19 protein-coding genes are annotated in these 19,764 nt (G+C 52.3%); 13 read left to right on the top strand and 6 right to left on the bottom strand.

Going from position 1 to position 19,764, the window contains the following annotated elements:
• Positions 1–171 precede the first annotated feature (171 nt).
• From rluE to roxA, 8 genes are all read left to right on the top strand, one after another.
• The gene (gene rluE, locus OGY19_RS07715) at positions 172–795 is read left to right on the top strand and encodes a 23S rRNA pseudouridine(2457) synthase RluE (RefSeq protein ID WP_115602173.1); all 624 of its coding nucleotides are present in this window, start codon (positions 172–174) and stop codon (positions 793–795) included.
• A gap of 13 nt (positions 796–808) precedes the next feature.
• Positions 809–1,270 carry an NUDIX hydrolase gene (locus OGY19_RS07710; protein WP_048211947.1) on the top strand — a complete coding sequence of 154 codons (462 nt, stop codon included), beginning with the start codon at positions 809–811 and terminating at the stop codon, positions 1,268–1,270.
• A gap of 53 nt (positions 1,271–1,323) precedes the next feature.
• Entirely contained in the window at positions 1,324–2,430 is a 1,107-nt protein-coding gene (mnmA, locus tag OGY19_RS07705) for a tRNA 2-thiouridine(34) synthase MnmA (RefSeq protein ID WP_048212599.1), read from the top strand.
• 34 nt (positions 2,431–2,464) lie between these two features.
• Positions 2,465–3,106, top strand: coding sequence for a high frequency lysogenization protein HflD (gene hflD, locus OGY19_RS07700; protein ID WP_016153409.1), 642 nt, complete (start codon positions 2,465–2,467; stop codon positions 3,104–3,106).
• A gap of 3 nt (positions 3,107–3,109) precedes the next feature.
• A complete protein-coding gene (purB, locus tag OGY19_RS07695; protein WP_005120992.1) occupies positions 3,110–4,480 on the top strand; it encodes an adenylosuccinate lyase in 1,371 nt (456 codons plus the stop codon).
• Between the two features lie 163 nt (positions 4,481–4,643).
• Positions 4,644–5,315 carry a two-component system response regulator PhoP gene (phoP, locus tag OGY19_RS07690; RefSeq protein ID WP_061068817.1) on the top strand — a complete coding sequence of 224 codons (672 nt, stop codon included), beginning with the start codon at positions 4,644–4,646 and terminating at the stop codon, positions 5,313–5,315.
• Positions 5,315–6,778, top strand: a complete 1,464-nt coding sequence (gene phoQ, locus OGY19_RS07685; protein ID WP_048211949.1) for a two-component system sensor histidine kinase PhoQ — start codon at positions 5,315–5,317, stop codon at positions 6,776–6,778. Before phoP ends, phoQ begins: the two co-directional genes overlap by 1 nt.
• A gap of 92 nt (positions 6,779–6,870) precedes the next feature.
• Positions 6,871–7,992 carry a [50S ribosomal protein L16]-arginine 3-hydroxylase gene (gene roxA, locus OGY19_RS07680; protein ID WP_048211950.1) on the top strand — a complete coding sequence of 374 codons (1,122 nt, stop codon included), beginning with the start codon at positions 6,871–6,873 and terminating at the stop codon, positions 7,990–7,992.
• Positions 7,993–8,098: 106 nt separating this feature from the next.
• Here roxA and pepT read toward each other — a convergent pair whose 3' ends face one another.
• A complete protein-coding gene (pepT, locus tag OGY19_RS07675; RefSeq protein WP_005121077.1) occupies positions 8,099–9,322 on the bottom strand; it encodes a peptidase T in 1,224 nt (407 codons plus the stop codon).
• Between the two features lie 250 nt (positions 9,323–9,572).
• Between pepT and potA the strand changes: the two genes are divergently transcribed.
• The 4 genes from potA to potD are packed head-to-tail and all read left to right on the top strand — an operon-like array spanning position 9,573 to position 13,400.
• The gene (gene potA, locus OGY19_RS07670) at positions 9,573–10,709 is read left to right on the top strand and encodes a spermidine/putrescine ABC transporter ATP-binding protein PotA (RefSeq protein WP_048211951.1); all 1,137 of its coding nucleotides are present in this window, start codon (positions 9,573–9,575) and stop codon (positions 10,707–10,709) included.
• Entirely contained in the window at positions 10,693–11,550 is an 858-nt protein-coding gene (potB, locus tag OGY19_RS07665; RefSeq protein WP_003030793.1) for a spermidine/putrescine ABC transporter permease PotB, read from the top strand. Before potA ends, potB begins: the two co-directional genes overlap by 17 nt.
• Positions 11,547–12,326: a spermidine/putrescine ABC transporter permease PotC gene (potC, locus tag OGY19_RS07660; protein WP_003030794.1), complete on the top strand. Its 780-nt coding sequence runs from the start codon at positions 11,547–11,549 to the stop codon at positions 12,324–12,326. Before potB ends, potC begins: the two co-directional genes overlap by 4 nt.
• Positions 12,327–12,353: 27 nt before the next feature.
• Positions 12,354–13,400, top strand: coding sequence for a spermidine/putrescine ABC transporter substrate-binding protein PotD (potD, locus tag OGY19_RS07655; RefSeq protein WP_115602420.1), 1,047 nt, complete (start codon positions 12,354–12,356; stop codon positions 13,398–13,400).
• A 99-nt stretch (positions 13,401–13,499) separates the two neighbouring features.
• Here the strand turns inward: potD and cobB are convergent, their stop codons facing one another.
• Genes cobB through lolC form a run of 5 tightly spaced genes read right to left on the bottom strand, consistent with a single transcriptional unit; the run spans position 13,500 to position 18,429 of the window.
• The gene (gene cobB / locus OGY19_RS07650) at positions 13,500–14,321 is read right to left on the bottom strand and encodes a Sir2 family NAD+-dependent deacetylase (protein WP_040231971.1); all 822 of its coding nucleotides are present in this window, start codon (positions 14,319–14,321) and stop codon (positions 13,500–13,502) included.
• A 15-nt stretch (positions 14,322–14,336) separates the two neighbouring features.
• A complete protein-coding gene (nagK, locus tag OGY19_RS07645; protein ID WP_048211952.1) occupies positions 14,337–15,248 on the bottom strand; it encodes an N-acetylglucosamine kinase in 912 nt (303 codons plus the stop codon).
• Positions 15,249–15,291: 43 nt separating this feature from the next.
• Complete coding sequence (gene lolE, locus OGY19_RS07640; protein ID WP_115602211.1) at positions 15,292–16,536, bottom strand: lipoprotein-releasing ABC transporter permease subunit LolE; 1,245 nt, start codon at positions 16,534–16,536, stop codon at positions 15,292–15,294.
• Entirely contained in the window at positions 16,536–17,237 is a 702-nt protein-coding gene (lolD, locus tag OGY19_RS07635; RefSeq protein WP_003030805.1) for a lipoprotein-releasing ABC transporter ATP-binding protein LolD, read from the bottom strand. Before lolD ends, lolE begins: the two co-directional genes overlap by 1 nt.
• Positions 17,230–18,429 carry a lipoprotein-releasing ABC transporter permease subunit LolC gene (gene lolC / locus OGY19_RS07630; protein ID WP_003030806.1) on the bottom strand — a complete coding sequence of 400 codons (1,200 nt, stop codon included), beginning with the start codon at positions 18,427–18,429 and terminating at the stop codon, positions 17,230–17,232. The genes lolD and lolC overlap by 8 nt, the downstream gene beginning before the upstream one ends.
• Before the next feature lie 261 nt (positions 18,430–18,690).
• On the opposite strand from lolC, the gene OGY19_RS07625 reads away from it, so the two are divergent.
• Positions 18,691–19,755 (top strand): acyltransferase family protein, encoded by a 1,065-nt coding sequence (locus OGY19_RS07625; protein WP_115602212.1) that lies wholly within the window; start codon positions 18,691–18,693, stop codon positions 19,753–19,755.
• The last annotated feature ends 9 nt before the right edge of the window (positions 19,756–19,764 follow it).

Below are 19,764 nucleotides of genomic sequence, written 5' to 3'. Positions count from 1 at the left end.
TCGTCTGTCATCGCGCTGCATGTGCGTTTGCGTCCTGCTGCACGAATGCGTTAGAGCAATTTTTTGTTAATGTTTTGTAATGAGCATGTCAATACTACCCTAATGTTTGCCGCCATGAAAGACACTCGTTCTTAGGCTATAATGCGGCAATTGATATAATCTGAAAATACCATGCAAAAAACTTCTTTTAGAAATCACCGGGTTGAGCGATTCAGCTCACGACAAGTCACCAGGCAGCGTAAAGAAAACCAGCCAAAACGCGTGGTTTTGTTCAATAAACCCTACGATGTTTTGCCGCAATTTACGGACGAGGCAGGCAGAAGCACGTTAAAAGATTTTATTCCCGTGCCGGGAATCTATGCTGCGGGCCGACTCGACCGGGACAGTGAAGGGCTTTTGGTGCTGACCAATGACGGTGCACTGCAGGCCCGTTTAACACAACCCGGAAAGCGCACCGGGAAAATTTATTACGTGCAGGTTGAAGGCGAGCCAACTGCAGAAGCGCTGGATGCGCTACGCACAGGCGTAACGCTTAACGATGGCCCCACGCTGCCCGCAGGCGTTGAAGTGGTAGAAGAGCCTGCATGGCTGTGGCCGAGAAACCCGCCCATTCGGGAGCGGAAAAATATCCCCACCACCTGGCTGAAAGTGATCTTATATGAAGGCCGCAACCGCCAGGTTCGCCGCATGACAGCCCACGTTGGATTCCCGACGCTGCGTCTCATTCGCTACGCCATGGGGGATTACACACTGGATAATCTCGCCAATGGTCAATGGCGGGATGTAACTAACTGAATAAGGAACAGGTATGTTCAAACCGCACGTCACGGTCGCCTGCATTGTGCATGCAGAAGATAAGTTTTTGGTCGTTGAGGAAACAATCAATGGCAAAGCCTTGTGGAATCAACCAGCAGGACATCTGGAAGCGGATGAGACGTTAGTGCAGGCCGCCGCGCGCGAGCTCTGGGAAGAGACAGGTATCCACGCACAGCCACAGCATTTCATTCGAATGCATCAATGGATTGCGCCGGATAAAACGCCCTTTTTACGTTTTCTGTTTTCTATCGAGCTTGCCAATATGTGCGCTACCGAACCTCATGACAGCGATATAGATTGCTGTCACTGGGTCAGCGCAGAAGAGGTTCTCTGCGCGCCAAACCTGCGCTCACCGCTGGTTGCGGAGAGCATTCGCTGCTACCAGAGCGGACAACGCTACCCGCTGGCGATGATCGGTGAATTTAACTGGCCGTTTACAGAGGGTGTCAAGTAAGGGGCTGCGTGCTAGAATATGCCGCCTTGAAGTTCAATGTCGTGAGTATTCCTATGTCTGAAAGCCCAAAAAAAGTGATCGTCGGCATGTCCGGCGGTGTCGATTCCTCCGTTTCTGCCTGGCTGTTGCAACAACAGGGTTATCAGGTAGAAGGCCTGTTCATGAAGAACTGGGAAGAGGACGATGGCGAGGAATATTGCACAGCAGCCGCCGACCTTGCGGATGCTCAGGCTGTCTGTGACAAACTCGGCATTGAGCTGCATACCGTCAACTTTGCCGCAGAATATTGGGACAACGTCTTTGAACTGTTCCTTGAAGAGTACAAAGCGGGTCGTACGCCGAACCCGGATATTCTGTGCAACAAAGAAATTAAGTTTAAAGCCTTCCTCGAATTTGCCGCTGAAGATTTAGGTGCCGATTACATCGCCACCGGTCACTACGTGCGTCGCGCGGATGTCGACGGTAAAAGTCGATTGCTGCGTGGGCTTGATGGCAATAAAGACCAAAGCTATTTCCTCTATACCCTCGGCCATGAGCAAATCGCGCAAAGCCTGTTCCCGGTTGGCGAACTGGAAAAACCGCAGGTACGTAAAATTGCCGAAGATCTGGGTCTGGTTACTGCGAAGAAAAAAGACTCCACCGGCATCTGCTTCATCGGTGAACGTAAGTTCCGTGAGTTCCTCGGTCGTTACCTGCCAGCACAACCCGGCAAGATCATTACCGTTGACGGTGAAGAAATTGGCCAGCATCAGGGGCTGATGTATCACACCCTGGGGCAGCGTAAAGGTCTGGGTATTGGCGGAACAAAAGAAGGTACCGAAGATCCATGGTATGTGGTGGATAAAGACGTTGAGAACAACATTCTGGTTGTCGCTCAGGGTCATGAACACCCGCGCCTGATGTCCGTTGGCCTGATTGCACAGCAATTACATTGGGTCGACCGTCAACCGTTCACCGGCACCATGCGCTGCACGGTGAAAACCCGCTATCGTCAGACCGACATTCCGTGCACCGTTAAGGCACTGGATGCCGAGCGTATTGAAGTCATTTTCGATGAACCCGTCGCGGCGGTAACGCCGGGTCAGTCGGCGGTCTTTTACAATGGCGAAGTGTGCCTCGGCGGCGGCATTATCGAACAACGATTGCCTCTGCCGGTATAATTATTTACACATTTGATACAAGGAAGCAGTGAACGTGGCAAAGAATTATTATGACATCACCCTCGCCCTGGCAGGCATTTGTCAGTCGGCACGCCTGGTGCAAGAACTGGCGCACCAGGGGCATTGTGATGCCGATGCATTACACGTTTCACTGAACAGCGTCATTGACATGAATCCCAGCTCTACGCTGGGCGTGTTTGGCGGCAGCGAGGCCAACCTGCGTCTCGGTCTGGAAACGATGCTCGGCGTGCTCAACGCCAGCAGCCGTCAGGGGCTGAACGCGGAACTTACCCGCTATACATTAAGCCTGATGGTACTGGAGCGTAAGCTTTCAGCCGCCAAAGGCGCCATGGACACGCTGGGAGACCGTATCAACGGCTTGCAGCGCCAACTGGACCATTTTGATTTGCAGTCAGAAACACTGATGAGTGCGATGGCCGGCATTTATGTTGACGTCATCAGCCCACTCGGCCCGCGTATTCAGGTCACTGGCTCCCCGGCTATCCTGCAGAGCCCACAGGTTCAGGCCAAAGTACGCGCTTCATTGCTGGCTGGCATTCGCGCTGCCGTGCTCTGGCATCAGGTAGGTGGCGGCCGTCTGCAACTCATGTTTTCTCGTAATCGCCTGACGACTCAGGCAAAACAAATTCTTGCTCATTTAACCCCGGAGTTGTGATCTATGGAATTATCCTCACTGACCGCCGTTTCCCCTGTCGATGGACGCTACGGCGATAAAGTCAGCGCGCTGCGCGGGATTTTCAGCGAATACGGTTTGCTGAAATTCCGTGTACAGGTTGAAGTACGCTGGCTGCAAAAACTGGCCGCGCACGCAGCGATCAAGGAAGTTCCTGCTTTTGCTGCCGACGCAATCGGTTACCTTGATGCGATCGTCGCTAACTTCAATGAAGAAGATGCTGCGCGTATCAAAACCATCGAGCGTACGACCAACCATGACGTGAAGGCAGTTGAGTATTTCCTGAAAGAAAAAGTGGCGGATATCCCGGAACTGCACGCTGTTTCCGAGTTTATCCACTTCGCATGCACCTCAGAAGACATCAACAACTTGTCTCACGCGCTGATGCTGAAAACGGCGCGCGACGAAGTAGTCCTGCCGTACTGGCGCCAACTGATTGATGGCATCACCGCGCTTTCTGTTGAATATCGCGATATTCCCCTGCTCTCCCGTACTCACGGTCAACCTGCCACCCCGTCAACGATGGGCAAAGAGATGGCAAACGTGGCGTACCGCATGGAACGTCAGTATCGCCAGCTCAACCAGGTTGAAATCCTCGGTAAAATCAACGGTGCTGTGGGTAACTATAACGCCCACATCGCCGCTTACCCGGAAGTTGACTGGCATCAGTTTAGCGAAGAGTTCGTCACCTCGCTGGGCATCCAGTGGAACCCCTACACCACGCAGATTGAGCCGCACGACTACATTGCTGAGCTGTTTGATTGCATCGCCCGTTTTAACACCATTCTGATCGATTTCGATCGCGACGTCTGGGGTTACATTGCGTTGGGTCACTTCAAGCAGAAAACTGTTGCCGGTGAAATTGGTTCTTCCACCATGCCGCACAAAGTAAACCCTATCGATTTCGAAAACTCTGAGGGTAACCTGGGCCTGTCTAACGCGGTTCTGCAACACCTGGCGAGCAAACTGCCGGTTTCCCGCTGGCAGCGCGACCTGACCGATTCAACCGTTCTGCGTAACCTGGGCGTGGGCATTGGCTATGCGCTGATCGCCTATCAGTCCACGCTGAAGGGTGTGAGCAAACTGGAAGTGAACCGCGATCATCTGCTGGATGAACTGGATCATAACTGGGAAGTTCTGGCAGAGCCGATCCAGACCGTGATGCGTCGCTATGGCATTGAAAAACCGTACGAGAAGCTGAAAGAACTGACTCGCGGCAAACGCGTTGACGCTGAAGGCATGAAGCAGTTTATCGATGGTCTGGCACTGCCGGAAGACGAGAAAACCCGCCTGAAAGCCATGACGCCGGCCAATTACATTGGTCGCGCCATCACCATGGTTGATGAACTGAAGTAATCTGCACTCCGCCAGATGCTGAACAGAAGCCGGATAAGCGTAAGCGATTCCGGCTTTTTATCGCCGCATTAACATCCCTTCCCCCGGTTTATTAAATGTTTATCCCCACTGCCACATAATCAGCGTTAAACTATTCGTACCATGAATTTAGGGAGAAACAATGATGCGCGTGCTGGTTGTTGAGGATAATGCATTATTACGCCACCACCTTAAGGTTCAGCTACAGGATTTAGGCCACCAGGTGGATGATGCAGAAGATGCAAAGGAAGCAGACTATTTTCTTAATGAACACTTGCCGGATATTGCGATCGTCGATTTAGGACTCCCCGATGAAGACGGACTGTCACTGATCCGCCGCTGGCGCAGTAATGACGTTTCATTGCCCATTCTGGTGTTAACTGCCCGTGAAGGCTGGCAGGACAAAGTGGAAGTGCTCAGTGCCGGTGCAGATGATTACGTCACAAAACCGTTTCACATTGAAGAAGTGGTTGCAAGAATGCAGGCATTGATGCGCCGCAATAGTGGTCTGGCCTCGCAGATAATCTCGCTTCCGCCATTTCAGGTGGACCTTTCTCGCCGCGAACTGTCCGTGAACGATGAAGTGATCAAACTCACGGCGTTCGAATACACCATTATGGAGACGCTGATCCGTAATAGCGGCAAAGTCGTTAGTAAAGATTCGCTTATGTTACAGCTCTACCCGGATGCTGAACTGCGTGAAAGTCACACCATTGATGTCTTAATGGGACGTCTGCGCAAGAAAATTCAGGCGCAATATCCGGACGATGTGATCACCACGGTACGTGGGCAAGGTTATCTTTTTGAACTGCGCTGATGAATAAATTACTGCGTCATTTTTTCCCGTTATCACTGCGGCTGCGCTTTTTGCTGGCAACCGCAGGCGTTGTACTGGTCCTCTCGCTGGCTTACGGCATGGTGGCTTTGGTTGGCTATAGCGTCAGCTTTGATAAAACAACATTTCGTCTGCTACGTGGCGAAAGTAATCTGTTCTATACCCTGGCGAAATGGGAAAACGGCAAAATCAATGTCGAGCTACCTGAAAATCTCGATATGCAAAGCCCTACAATGTCGCTGATTTATAATGAAAACGGTAAGCTGCTCTGGGCCCAACGCGACGTACCCTGGCTGGTACAACGTATTCAACCAGACTGGCTAAAGACAAATGGTTTTCATGAGATTGAAGCCAATGTCGACGCCACCAGCACATTGCTACGCGAGGATCATTCGGCGCAACAGAAGCTAAGAGAAGTCAGAGAAGATGACGATAATGCAGAAATGACCCACTCCGTGGCAGTGAACATCTACCCTGCCACCGCCAGAATGCCACAACTGACCATTGTGGTTGTTGATACCATTCCTATTGAGCTCAAACGCTCATATATGGTCTGGAGCTGGTTTATTTATGTGCTGGTTGCCAATTTACTGTTGGTTATCCCGTTGCTGTGGGTTGCAGCCTGGTGGAGCCTGCGACCTATCGAATCACTGGCGCGCGAAGTCCGTGAGCTTGAAGAGCATCATCGCGAGATGCTTAATCCTGCCACCACGCGTGAACTCACCAGTCTGGTGCGTAACCTCAACCGCTTATTAAAGAGCGAACGTGAGCGCTACGATAAATACCGTACCACGTTAACCGACCTCACCCACAGCCTGAAAACACCGTTGGCCGTATTGCAAAGCACGCTACGCTCGATGCGTAATGAGAAAATGAGCGTGAGCGATGCTGAACCCGTCATGCTGGAGCAAATTAGCCGTATTTCACAGCAAATTGGCTATTATCTGCATCGTGCCAGCATGCGCGGCAGTAGCGCCCTTCTCAGCCGGGAATTGCATCCGGTTGCACCGTTGCTGGATAAACTGACCTCTGCATTAAACAAGGTGTACCAGCGTAAAGGGGTTAACATTAATCTCGACATTTCGCCTGAGACAAGCTTTGTGGGTGAACAGAACGATTTCGTCGAAGTGCTGGGCAACGTCCTGGATAACGCCTGTAAATATTGCCTGGAATTTGTCGAGATCTCAGCGCAATTAACGGAAGACCATCTGCACATTGTGGTAGAAGATGACGGCCCCGGTATTCCACACAGTAAACGTGAAGTGGTGTTCGACCGTGGTCAGCGCGTGGATACCTTACGCCCCGGGCAAGGCGTGGGTTTGGCTGTCGCACGTGAGATCACCGAGCAATATGACGGGCAGATTATCGCTGGCGACAGTCTGCTGGGCGGAGCGCGCATGGAAGTTATTTTCGGCCGCCAACATCCGGGACAAAAAGACGAGTAATCTTTACATGTAATAAATATGTGCTGACTTCACGCTTGAGGTTAAGTATCCGTTATAATCGGTTGCAGATACCAGCCTGCGGGATGCTCATTATGGAATACCAACTCACTCTTAACTGGCCCGATTTTCTTGAACGTCACTGGCAAAAACGCCCGGTGGTCTTAAAACGCGGCTTTAACAACTTTATTGATCCACTCTCCCCTGACGAACTGGCTGGGCTGGCAATGGAAAGCGAAGTCGACAGCCGGTTGGTCAGCCACCAGGATGGCAAATGGCAGGTTAGCCACGGTCCTTTCGAGAGCTATGACCATCTTGGTGAAAGCAACTGGTCACTGCTGGTCCAGGCCGTAAACCACTGGCACGAACCAACTGCCGCGCTGATGCGGCCATTCCGTGAATTGCCGGACTGGCGCATTGACGATTTGATGATCTCATTTTCTGTACCCGGCGGTGGTGTTGGCCCGCATCTGGATCAATATGATGTGTTCATCATCCAGGGAACCGGTCGCCGTCGCTGGCGTGTGGGTGAAAAACTGCAGTTGAAGCAGCATTGCCCGCACCCTGACCTGCTCCAGGTTGATCCGTTTGAAGCCATCATTGATGAAGAGCTGGAGCCAGGCGATATTCTGTATATTCCACCTGGATTCCCGCACGAAGGCTACGCGTTAGAAAACGCGATGAATTACTCGGTAGGTTTCCGCGCACCGAATACCCGGGAGCTGATCAGCGGATTTGCGGATTACGTTCTGCAACGCGAACTGGGTAGCACGTACTACAGCGATCCAGATCTACCGCCGCGCGACCATCCAGCAGACGTGCTGCCACAGGAAATGGACAAGCTGCGCGAAATGATGCTGGGGCTCATTAACCAGCCGGAGCATTTTAAACAGTGGTTTGGCGAGTTTATCTCTCAGTCGCGTCATGAACTGGACGTTGCGCCGCCTGAGCCGCCTTATCAGCCTGACGAAATCTATGATGCCCTGAAGCAAGGCGATGTCCTGGTCCGTCTGGGTGGATTGCGTGTACTGCGCATTGACGATGACGTTTATGTAAATGGTGAGAAAATTGACTCCCCTCACCGTCCGGCGCTGGATGCGCTCGCCAGCCATATTGTTCTGACAGCGGAAAACTTTGAGGATGCACTGGAAGATCCGTCTTTCCTCGCCATGCTTGCCGCACTGGTGAATAGCGGATACTGGTTCTTCGAAGGGTAACCTATTGAGAGTGCGCCGGATGGCGCTTCGCTTATCCGGCCTACGGGATACGATATTTGTAGGCCGGATAAGCGAAGCGCCATCCGGCATCTACCGGCAAAAGCGGCTACTGTTTCGCCGTCAATTCCGCAATTCGCACAATCACCTGCACGGCTTTTTCCATGCCTTCCAGTGTCACAAACTCATGCTTACCATGGTAGTTATAGCCACCGGTGAACAGATTCGGGCAAGGTAATCCCATGAACGACAGTTGCGCGCCGTCGGTACCACCACGAATGGGTTTAAGATCCGGCTCAATGTCACAATCGCGCATTGCCTGCTGGGCGATATCCAGCACATGCGGATGCTCGATCACTTTTTCACGCATATTGTAGTAGCTGTCTTCAATCACCAGCTCGATATAGCAGTCCGGATGTAACCCTTTACCGACCTTTTTGGCAATATCCATGATTTTGCGTTTACGCGCTTCAAACTGCTTACGGTCAAAATCGCGGATAATGTAGTGCATATCAGCCCGATCAACCGTCCCTTTCATGCTTGCCAGATGGTAAAAACCTTCATAGCCTTCCGTCGCTTCCGGGCTTTCATCGGCGGGAACTTCGGCATGGATGCGAGCCGCCAGCGACAGCGCGTTCACCATCACCCCTTTTGCCGTACCCGGATGCACATTGTTACCGACGATCTTGATATTGACCGACGCGGCGTTGAAGTTTTCAAACTCCAGTTCGCCCACGCCGCCACCGTCGACGGTATAGGCCCACTGCGCATCAAATGCTGCAACGTCGAAATGCTTTGCGCCTTTACCGACCTCTTCATCTGGCGTAAAGGCCACGCGGATATCGCCATGCGGAATATCTTTTTGTATCAACACAGCCAGTGCGGTCATGATTTCGGCGATACCGGCTTTATCATCCGCACCCAGCAGCGTTTTGCCATCTGTGGTGATCAACGTCTGACCCAGAAGTTGATGCAGCACCGGGAACATCACCGGCGACAAAACCTCATCGCCAATACCGAGCGCAATATCGCCGCCGCGATAGTTTTCGACAATTTGCGGATTAACGTTTTTACCGCTGAAATCCGGTGAGGTATCCACATGGGAAATAAAACCGATCGCGGGAATATTGCCTGCAACGTTAGCGGGCAACGTTGCCATCAACGTCCCCTTGTCGCTCAAGGTAATATTGACCAGCCCCATCTCTTCGAGTTGCTGCTTAAGCAACTGCAATAACTTCCACTGTCCTTCAGTGCTGGGTACCTGCCGCACGCCCGATTTTGATTGGGTGTCCAGCGACACGTAGTGTAAAAAACGCTCAAGTAGTTTATCCATGCAGTCACCCTCACTTTTTGTGACAACATTATCAATAAGCAACAAAAGACAAATATTGCGTCAGGTCACTTTTATCCCCGCAAGTGAGAATATTTCTCCCTGACATCCCCTCTGACTATAGGGTTAAGTCAGTAATTCGCAACAAGGATTGGCGATTACAATGGTTTGCCGTAGAATAACCGCCCTCATTAAGAGTCATCAAGGTGGTTAACCACAAACCCCGCATCGGTCAGCCATCCGTTGCGTTTACATGGGACAGAGTAAAAAATTGAATAAACAACCGCGTTCGCTTTCTCCATTGGTGCAATTAGCGGGAATTCGCAAAAGTTTCGATGGCAAAGAGGTGATTTCCAGCCTGGATTTGACCATCAACAATGGCGAATTTCTCACGCTGCTCGGCCCCTCTGGCTGCGGTAAAACAACCGTTCTTCGCCTGATTGCCGGTCTGGAAACGGTTGATTCCGGTCATATTATGTTGGACAACCAGGACATCACTCACGTTCCTGCGGAAAACCGCTACGTGAACACCGTCTTCCAAAGCTATGCGTTATTCCCCCACATGACCGTGTATGAGAATGTGGCCTTTGGTTTACGCATGCAGAAAACCCCCGCAGCCGATATTCCTCCTCGCGTTACTGAAGCCCTGCGCATGGTGCAACTGGAAGAGTTCGCTCAGCGAAAACCGCATCAACTCTCCGGTGGCCAACAGCAGCGCGTGGCGATTGCCCGTGCGGTGGTCAATAAACCGCGTTTACTCCTGTTAGATGAATCTCTCTCTGCGCTGGACTACAAACTGCGCAAGCAGATGCAGAACGAACTGAAAGCGTTACAGCGTAAGCTGGGTATCACTTTCGTCTTTGTCACTCACGATCAGGAAGAAGCGCTGACGATGTCAGACCGTATCGTGGTGATGCGTGACGGCAAGATTGAGCAGGACGGTACACCGCGCGAGATCTACGAAGAGCCGAAAAATTTGTTCGTTGCCGGATTTATCGGCGAGATCAATATGTTTAACGCCACGGTGATAGAACGTCTGGACGAGCAGCGCGTTCGTGCTAACGTTGAAGGCCGCGAGTGCAATATTTACGTCAACTTCGCGGTGGTTCCCGGACAGAAACTGCACGTTCTGTTACGCCCGGAAGATCTGCGCGTGGATGAAATCAACGACGATAATCATATCGAAGGCCTGATCGGCTACGTGCGCGAACGCAACTACAAAGGCATGACGCTGGAGTCGGTTGTGGAACTGGAAAATGGCAAGATGGTGATGGTCAGTGAATTCTTCAACGAAGACGATCCTGACTTTGACCACTCTCTCGACCAGAAAATGGCGATTAACTGGGTAGAAAGCTGGGAGGTCGTACTGGCTGATGAAGAACACAAGTAAATTCCAGAGTGTGGTGATCGTCACCATTGTCGGTTGGCTTGTGTTGTTTGTCTTTCTGCCCAACCTGATGATCATCGGTACCAGCTTTTTGACCCGCGACGACGCCAATTTCGTCAAAATGGTCTTTACGCTGGAAAACTATACACGCCTGCTCGATCCGCTCTATTTTGAGGTGCTGGTTCATTCCCTCAATATGGCGCTGATTGCCACGCTCGCCTGCCTGGTACTCGGCTACCCGTTTGCCTGGTTTTTGGTGAAACTGCCGGAAAAAGTGCGTCCACTGCTGCTGTTCCTGCTGATTGTTCCGTTCTGGACCAACTCACTTATCCGCATCTACGGACTCAAAATTTTCCTCAGTACCAAAGGCTATCTCAACGAATTTCTGTTGTGGCTCGGCGTTATCGATACTCCTATTCGTATCATGTTTACCCCCAGCGCGGTGATTATCGGCCTGGTGTACATCCTGCTGCCGTTTATGGTGATGCCGCTCTATTCCAGCATTGAAAAACTCGATAAACCGCTACTGGAAGCCGCGCGTGATTTGGGTGCCAGTAAACTTCAGACCTTCACCCGCATCATTATTCCGTTGACGATGCCGGGAATTATCGCCGGATGTCTGTTGGTTATGCTGCCAGCCATGGGGCTGTTTTACGTATCCGACTTAATGGGCGGGGCGAAAAACCTGCTGATTGGTAATGTGATTAAAGTGCAGTTCCTGAACATCCGCGACTGGCCGTTTGGTGCCGCCACCAGCATTACGCTGACCATTGTGATGGGGCTGATGCTGCTGATCTACTGGCGCGCCTCGCGCTTGCTGAACAAGAAGGTGGAACTCGAATGATCGGTCGGCTGCTCAGAGGCGGTTTCATGACCGCTATCTACGCGTATCTGTATATTCCAATCATCATTTTGATTGTGAACTCCTTTAACAGCTCGCGCTTCGGCATTAACTGGCAGGGTTTTACCACCAAATGGTACGGGCTGCTGATGAACAACGACAGTTTGCTGCAGGCGGCACAGCACTCACTGACGATGGCCGTGCTCTCCGCGACCTTTGCCACCCTGATCGGTTCACTGACTGCGGTCGCTTTATATCGCTACCGTTTTCGTGGCAAACCATTTGTCAGCGGCATGTTGTTTGTGGTGATGATGTCGCCGGATATCGTGATGGCAATTTCGCTGCTGGTGCTGTTTATGCTGATTGGCATTCAACTGGGCTTCTGGTCGCTGCTGTTTTCACATATCACGTTCTGCCTGCCTTTTGTGGTCGTAACGGTCTACTCACGTTTGAAAGGCTTTGACGTACGTATGCTTGAAGCAGCTAAAGACCTGGGTGCCAGTGAAGTGACCATTCTGCGCAAGATCATTCTGCCACTGGCCATGCCGGCGGTAGCTGCAGGTTGGTTGCTAAGTTTTACGCTGTCGATGGATGATGTCGTGGTTTCGTCCTTCGTCACCGGACCCGGCTATGAAATTTTGCCATTAAAAATCTACTCAATGGTTAAAGTCGGTGTATCACCAGAGGTGAATGCACTGGCAACCATTTTGTTGGTTCTGTCGCTGGTTATGGTGATTGCCAGCCAGCTTATTGCACGTGATAAAACCAAGGGCCGTTAAGGCCCTTAATTCAGGGGACGTTAAATGATGAAAAAATGGTCACGCCACCTGCTCGCGGCGGGTGCTCTGGCACTGGGCATGAGCGCCGCTCACGCGAATGACAACAACACGCTTTATTTCTACAACTGGACCGAATACGTTCCGCCAGGATTACTGGAACAGTTCACCAAAGAGACCGGCATTAAGGTAATCTATTCGACCTACGAGTCGAACGAAACCATGTACGCCAAGCTCAAAACCTATAAAGACGGTGCGTACGATCTGGTGGTGCCTTCCACCTATTACGTCGACAAAATGCGTAAAGAAGGCATGATCCAGAAGATCGACAAGTCGACGTTAACCAACTTCCACAACCTCGATCCGGAAATGCTCAATAAGCCGTTTGACCCGAACAACGACTACTCAATCCCGTATATCTGGGGTGCAACGGCCATTGGTATTAACAGTGATGCCATTGATCCCAAAACCGTGACCAGCTGGGCTGACCTGTGGAAACCGGAATACAAAGGCAGCCTGCTGTTAACGGATGATGCCCGCGAAGTGTTCCAGATGGCGCTGCGCAAGCTGGGATACTCCGGCAATACCACCGACCCGAAAGAGATTGAAGCTGCGTATAACGAGCTGAAGAAGCTAATGCCTAACGTTGCGGCGTTTAACTCTGACAACCCGGCCAACCCGTATATGGAAGGTGAAGTCAATCTGGGGATGGTGTGGAACGGCTCCGCATATGTTGCGCGTCAGGCAGGTACACCGCTGGAAGTCGTCTGGCCGAAAGAAGGTGGGATTTTCTGGATGGACAGCCTGTCTATTCCGGCAAATGCTAAAAACAAAGAAGGTGCGCTGAAGCTGATTAACTTCCTGCTACGCCCGGACGTGGCGAAAGAAGTGGCGGAAACTATTGGTTATCCAACGCCAAACCTGGCGGCACGCAAGCTGCTAAGTCCGGAAGTCGCGAATGATAAAACCCTGTACCCGGATGCAGAAACCATCAACAGAGGGGAATGGCAGAACGATGTTGGTTCCGCCAGCGCCATCTATGAAGAGTATTATCAGAAGCTGAAAGCAGGACGCTAATTGCCCTCCTCGTAGGCCGGATAAGACGCGCCAGCGTCGCATCCGGCGCATCATCACTGCCCGATGGCACTGCGCTTATCGGGCCTACGCCATCCGTGCTCACAGACCTTTCAATAACTTCTCAACAAACTCGGGTACCACCTGGCTTGCCGGGCCGTAATACTTCTCTTCGAACTCGCTACCCACCTGGCTTGGCTCCAGATTTAACTCCACCGTATGCGCCCCATGCAGACGCGCTTCGTGGACAAAACCCGCAGCCGGATAAACATGCCCTGACGTGCCAATGGCAATGAAAACATCTGCCATCGCCAGCGCCATATAAATTTCATCCATCCCCAGCGGCATTTCGCCAAACCAGACAACGTGCGGTCGCAGGGGCGCAGGGAACTGGCAGCAATGGCATTTGTCTTCTGGCGTGACATCCCCTGTCCAGTCTAAAATCTGCCCGCTTTGCGAACAGCGAACCTTAAGAAGCTCGCCGTGCATGTGGATAACGTTCTGACTTCCCGCACGTTCGTGCAGATTATCAATATTTTGCGTTACCAGTAGAAAGCGATCACCCAGCTCGGCTTCGAGTTTTGCCAACGCAATATGCGCCGCGTTTGGCTGAATTTCGGGCTGTTGCAACTGGTGACGACGGGCGTTATAAAACGACTGAACCAGTCCAGGATTACGGCTAAATCCTTCCGGCGTTGCCACATCCTCAACCCGATGTTCTTCCCAAAGACCATCCGCAGCACGGAAGGTACGAATCCCTGATTCAGCGGAAATTCCCGCGCCAGTCAGGACTAACACCCTTGGTTTTTCCACCAGTTCAGGCACCACTCTGTCTCTGAAAAAGATCCGTTGACGCAGGCGATCGCGCAAATGGCGTTTATTTTTACGAAAACGGCTTAATCGATGACCCCGACGCGACAGCATAACAACCTCTTTGTATTAATCGGTAAGATGTAGGAAAGCGGCTCCGCGCATCCCACCCGCATCACCGTGTCGTGCCTGCTCAATACGCGGCACACGGGCAACGGGCAGCAAATGACGTGGCAGCCTGCCCGCCAGTTGCGTCGTAATAGCGGTAAAGTTCGACAAGCCACCGCCAATCACCACTAAATCTGGATCGACGATAGTCAGGATATTCCCCAGGCAAACGGCCAGCAAATCCAGATAACGCTCTACATGCGCATGCGCGTGTTCATCGCCTTGCTCCCAGAGGGTGATAATTTCACGGGCATCCAGAGGTTGATGGTAGTAATGCTGGTACAACCACGCAAATCCGCCACCGGAAAGATAACTTTCGATGCACCCCAGTTGACCACATCCGCAACGACGCAGCGGGAAATCAAATCCCATCAACGTCAACGCATCAACAGGCAAACGGATATGACCGAACTCGCCGGTAATATAGCTACGTCCAGTGATAGACTTTCCGTTAAGCACCAGGCCACCACCGACACCGGTGCCGAGGATTAAGCCCATCACTAACGGATACTGGGTGAACTCATCGTCCCAGGCTTCGGAGAGTGCAAAACAGTTGGCGTCATTATCCAGACGCACATCACGATCCAGTCGTGCGCTGAGATCGGCCCGCAGCGGTTTGCCACTGGCAGCAGGAACGTTGGCTGCATACAGCGTACCGTCCTCCGTTTCCGGCATACCAGGAATGCCGATGCCAACCGAACCTTTAATGCCAAACCGCTGGTCTGCTTCCTGCACCAAATTGCACACCGCATCAAGGAAAGCGTCATAACTGTCACGCGGCGTAGGGACGCGCGTTTCCCATTGCAAACGACGTTGATTATCGAATACGCCTAACGCAATTTTAGTCCCACCGATGTCAAATCCGTAATACATCACCGCTCCTTGATGCAGCATGAATGCTTTAGTGTATATATTGTTATTGGCCGCTAAGTACTCTCGCAGGATCAATATTGCTGGCGCGACGCGCCGGATACCAACTCGCCAAAAGACTCAGCACTAATGCTGTCACCAGCACGTAAATCACATCCAGCCAGTGTAATTCCGATGGCAGGAAGTCAATGAAATAGATATCGCCGGAGAGGAACTGATGGCCGATAAGCGCCTCGATTCCGTTTATGATCGGTGTCAGTTGCAGCGAGACAACCACCCCAATGACGACGCCGATCAGGCTACCGAACAGACCCGCCAGCAGTCCATACCAGACGAAGATGGCGCGGATCAGTCCGTCTTTCGCCCCCAGCGTTCTTAATACCGCAATATCGCCGCTTTTGTCTTTTACCGCCATCACTAACGTTGAAACGATATTAAAGCAGGCTACGCCAATCACCAGCACCATCGCCAGATACATAATGGCGCGGATCATCTGGATATCGCGATACATATAGCCGTAAGTACCGATCCAGCTCTTAATATAAACATAGTTATTGGTCACTTCGCCCGCATCTCGCACCAGCTTATTGGCGTTAAACACGTCGTTAACTTTCAGCGCAATCCCGGAAACGCTGGAACCCATATCCAGGTACTGCTGCGCGTCTTCCATTGGGATCATGGCGAAGCTGTGATCGAGCTGACCGCTCAGTTGCAAAATTCCCGTCACGTGCAAACGCACGCGTTTGGGCTGCTGTAACTTATGATCCGCACTGGCGTTGGGGATCATAATTGACACCCAGTCGCCCTGCTTCACCTTCAGCGCATCGGCAATACCCTTACCAATGATGATTTGTTGCTCACCGGCTTTAAAATTATCCCAGGCGTGGTTTTGCACGAAGGATGGCAGTGCGCTTAAACGCTGTTCCTGTATCGGGTCAACGCCCTTCACCTGCACCGCGCGTAAGTTCGCCCCACTCTCCACCAGCCCGGTAAAGTTAATATAAGGTGCCGCAGCGACAATGCCTGGAACCTTCTGTACCTTGTCGAGCGCTTCCTGCCAGTTGTTCCACGGCTGATTTACCGCTTCAATCTCACCGTGCGGAACCACGGCCAGAATACGGTTGTTCAACTCTCGCTCAAATCCGTTCATGGCGCTTAGACCGACGATCAACACCGCCACACCCAATGCAATACCGACGGTAGAAATCACGGAAATCAGCGACACCATGCCACCGCGCCGCCGACCGCGGCTAAAGCGCAGACCAATCAATAATGATAAAGGCGATGCCATTACTCAGCCCCCATCAGGCTCAGTTCAGCCGTCAGGCGACCATCGCGCATTTCAAGCTGGCGGCTCATGCGCTTCGCCAGTTGCAGATCGTGCGTCACCACCAGAAATGCCGTGCCCTGAGAGCGGTTCAGCTCACCCAGCAGTTCGAAAATGCTGTCCGCGTTTCGCGCATCAAGGTTACCCGTTGGCTCGTCTGCCAGTACCAGGCGCGGGTTATTCACCAGCGCACGGGCGATGGCTACGCGCTGGCGTTCGCCGCCCGACAGTTCAGACGGGCGATGACTGGCACGGTGATCCAGCCCAACCGCTTTCAGCATGTCACGTGCGCGCTCGGTAATTTCAGCCGGCTTCTTCTTGCCAATCAGTAACGGCATCGCCACGTTTTCCAGCGCGGTAAAGTCTGGCAACAAATGGTGGAACTGGTAAATAAATCCGAGCTTCTGATTACGCAGTTCCGCTTTCGCCGCTGACGAGAGTTTGCTCATCGGCTGACCGCTAAAAATGACGTCGCCGGAAGTCGGTGTATCCAGCCCGCCGAGCAGATGAAGCAGTGTACTTTTGCCGGAGCCTGAGCTGCCGACAATCGCCATCATCTCACCCTCGCCGACGCTAAAACTGACATCGTGCAGAACATCAGTCTGCACCGTGCCTTCCTGATAGCGTTTGCACAGGTTGTCGCATTGCAACAGGATCTTATTCATAACGTAAAGCCTCAGCGGGTTGAGTGGCGGCAGCGCGCCAGGAAGGATAAAGCGTAGACAGCAGCGCGATGGCCATCGCCACCAGCGCAATGACGATCACCTGCAGCGGCTCAATAGCAACCGGCAACGCGGCACCGTCCAGCAGCACGCCGATAATCGGCATCAGGTTGTTCAGTTGGCTGGCAAGCAATGCGCCCAGCACCGCGCCCAGCAGCGCGCCGATAATTCCGGCACTGGCCCCCTGAACCATAAACACCATCATGATTTGCCGCGGCGTTAGCCCCTGCGTTTGTAGAATCGCCACTTCCCCTTGCTTCTCCATTACCATCAGACCCAACGAGGTAATAATATTAAAAGCCGCAACTGCCACGATCAGGCTAAGCAGCAGCCCCATCATGTTTTTCTCCATGCGCACGGCCTGGAACAGTTCCCCTTTGCGCTCGCGCCAGTCCTGCCATTTGGTGCCCTGCGGCAGCGTTTGCTGGCTCAGCGTGTCAACTTTTAACGGTTCGTTCAGCCACAGACGCCAGCCGGTAATATTGCCCACCGGATAGCGCATCAGGCGGGAAGCATCCTGAATGTTGGTCAGCATCTGGTAGCCGTCTACTTCGCTGTTGGCGGCGAAGGTGCCAATCACCGTAAACAGACGCTGGCTCGGCAGGCGTCCCATCGGGGTAAACTGACTGGCCGAAGGCACCATCACGCGAATTTGATCGCCACGGTTCACGCCCAACTGCCCGGCAAGCTGCTCACCGAGGATGACATTATACTTACCCGGCTGCAGATCTGTTTGCTTCACATTGACCAGATACGGCGTGAGAGGGTCTTTTTGCGCCGGGTCGATGCCCAGCATCACGCCGACCGCCACGCTACGCGCACTTTGCAGCACCACATCCCCCGTAGTTATCGGTGCGACGCGGTTGACGCCGTTCAACACCACGGCTTTTTCCGGCAGTTGCTGCGGGTTCAGAGAACCCTGTTCAGACGAGAGAACGGCCTGAGGCATCAGGCCAAGGATATTGTTTTGCAGCTCGCGCTCGAAACCGTTCATCACCGACAACACCGTGACCAGCGCCATTACCCCGAGGGTAATGCCAATGGTGGAGAGCCAGGAAACGAAGCGACCGAAGCGATCTGCTGCACGCCCACGCATATAACGCAGGCCAATGAATAGAGCGACAGGTTGGTACATGAAATCCGTCTGGTTGCTGTTAGCAAAGTCACGAGTATATAAGCGAAAGCAGAATGGGTAAATGACTGAACCGTAAGTGTTCGTCAGCACTTGTCCTAAAAGTATAAATAAATCAATCCGCTAAAGTTATCTCTCTTTCCTTAAGTCCAGCTCCCTGATCTTTATCTTAAAAAAACAAAATGCAGACAGTTACGCATTACAGCCCACCGCGAGTTGCGCAGGATGGCAGGCTATAGCAATCAATATGGATACGCCGTCTCGATGATTAAAAAAGAACTATGGATTAATCAGATCAAAGGGTTATGTATTTGTCTGGTGGTAATTTATCACTCGGTAATCACGTTTTACCCACACCTCACTACGTTTCAGCATCCGCTTTCAGAGATACTGAGCAAATGCTGGATTTACCTGAACTTGTACCTGGCGCCGTTTCGCATGCCGGTGTTTTTCTTTATTTCGGGGTATCTGATCCGTCGCTATATCGATAGCGTCCCGTGGACAACCTGTCTGGATAAACGAATCTGGAGCATCGCCTGGGTGTTGGTGCTTTGGGGAGTGGTACAATGGCTGGCGTTAGTCGCGCTCAATAACTGGCTGGCCCCGCAGCGCGATCTGAACCATACCGCCAACGCCGCCTATGCCGGTTCGATCAGTGATTTTACCCACGGGATGCTCACCGCCAGCACCAGCTTGTGGTATCTGTACGCACTGATTGTTTATTTTGTTTTGTGTAAGCTTTTCAGCCGCTGGGCGGCGCCATTGTTGGCGTTATTTGTCGTGTTGAGCGTGGCGATCAATTATGTCCCGACGCCGTGGTGGGGAATGAACAGCGTCATTCGTAACCTGCCATACTACAGCCTCGGCGCGTGGTTTGGTGCAACGCTGATGGCATGGATCAAAGAGGTTCCCCTGCGCCGCCATTCTGTGCTTTTTCTGGTTAGTACAATCGTCGCCGCCGTTGCATGGCTGGCAAATGTTTCACTATTACTTTCTCTTCTTTCCATTGTGCTGATCATGAAGCTGTTTTATCAATTTGAGCTGCGCTTTGGTATGCGTGAGTCCGGCCCGTTAAGCGTGATTGGCGCCAATACCATCGCCATCTACACCACCCACCGTATTCTGGTTGAGCTGTTCAGCTTAACGCTAATCCCCAAAATCAATCATGCCGCCTGGCCTGCATATGCAGAGCTGGCCCTGCTGCTGGTGTATCCGTTCGCCTGCCTGCTGCTGTGCACCTTGTTTGGCCTGTTGGTGCGTAAAATTTCACAAAAAACAGTGGCCGACCTGCTATTTTCCCCGCCTTCTTTATCGACCGCCTCGCGCTAACTTCAACGC

Origin of the sequence: Citrobacter sp. Cy070 (assembly GCF_030332245.1) — a bacterium.
Taxonomy (GTDB): Bacteria; Pseudomonadota; Gammaproteobacteria; order Enterobacterales; family Enterobacteriaceae; genus Citrobacter; species Citrobacter youngae.
Note: the sequence above shows the minus strand (reverse complement) of the source record. Positions and strands in the feature narration are given on the sequence as shown.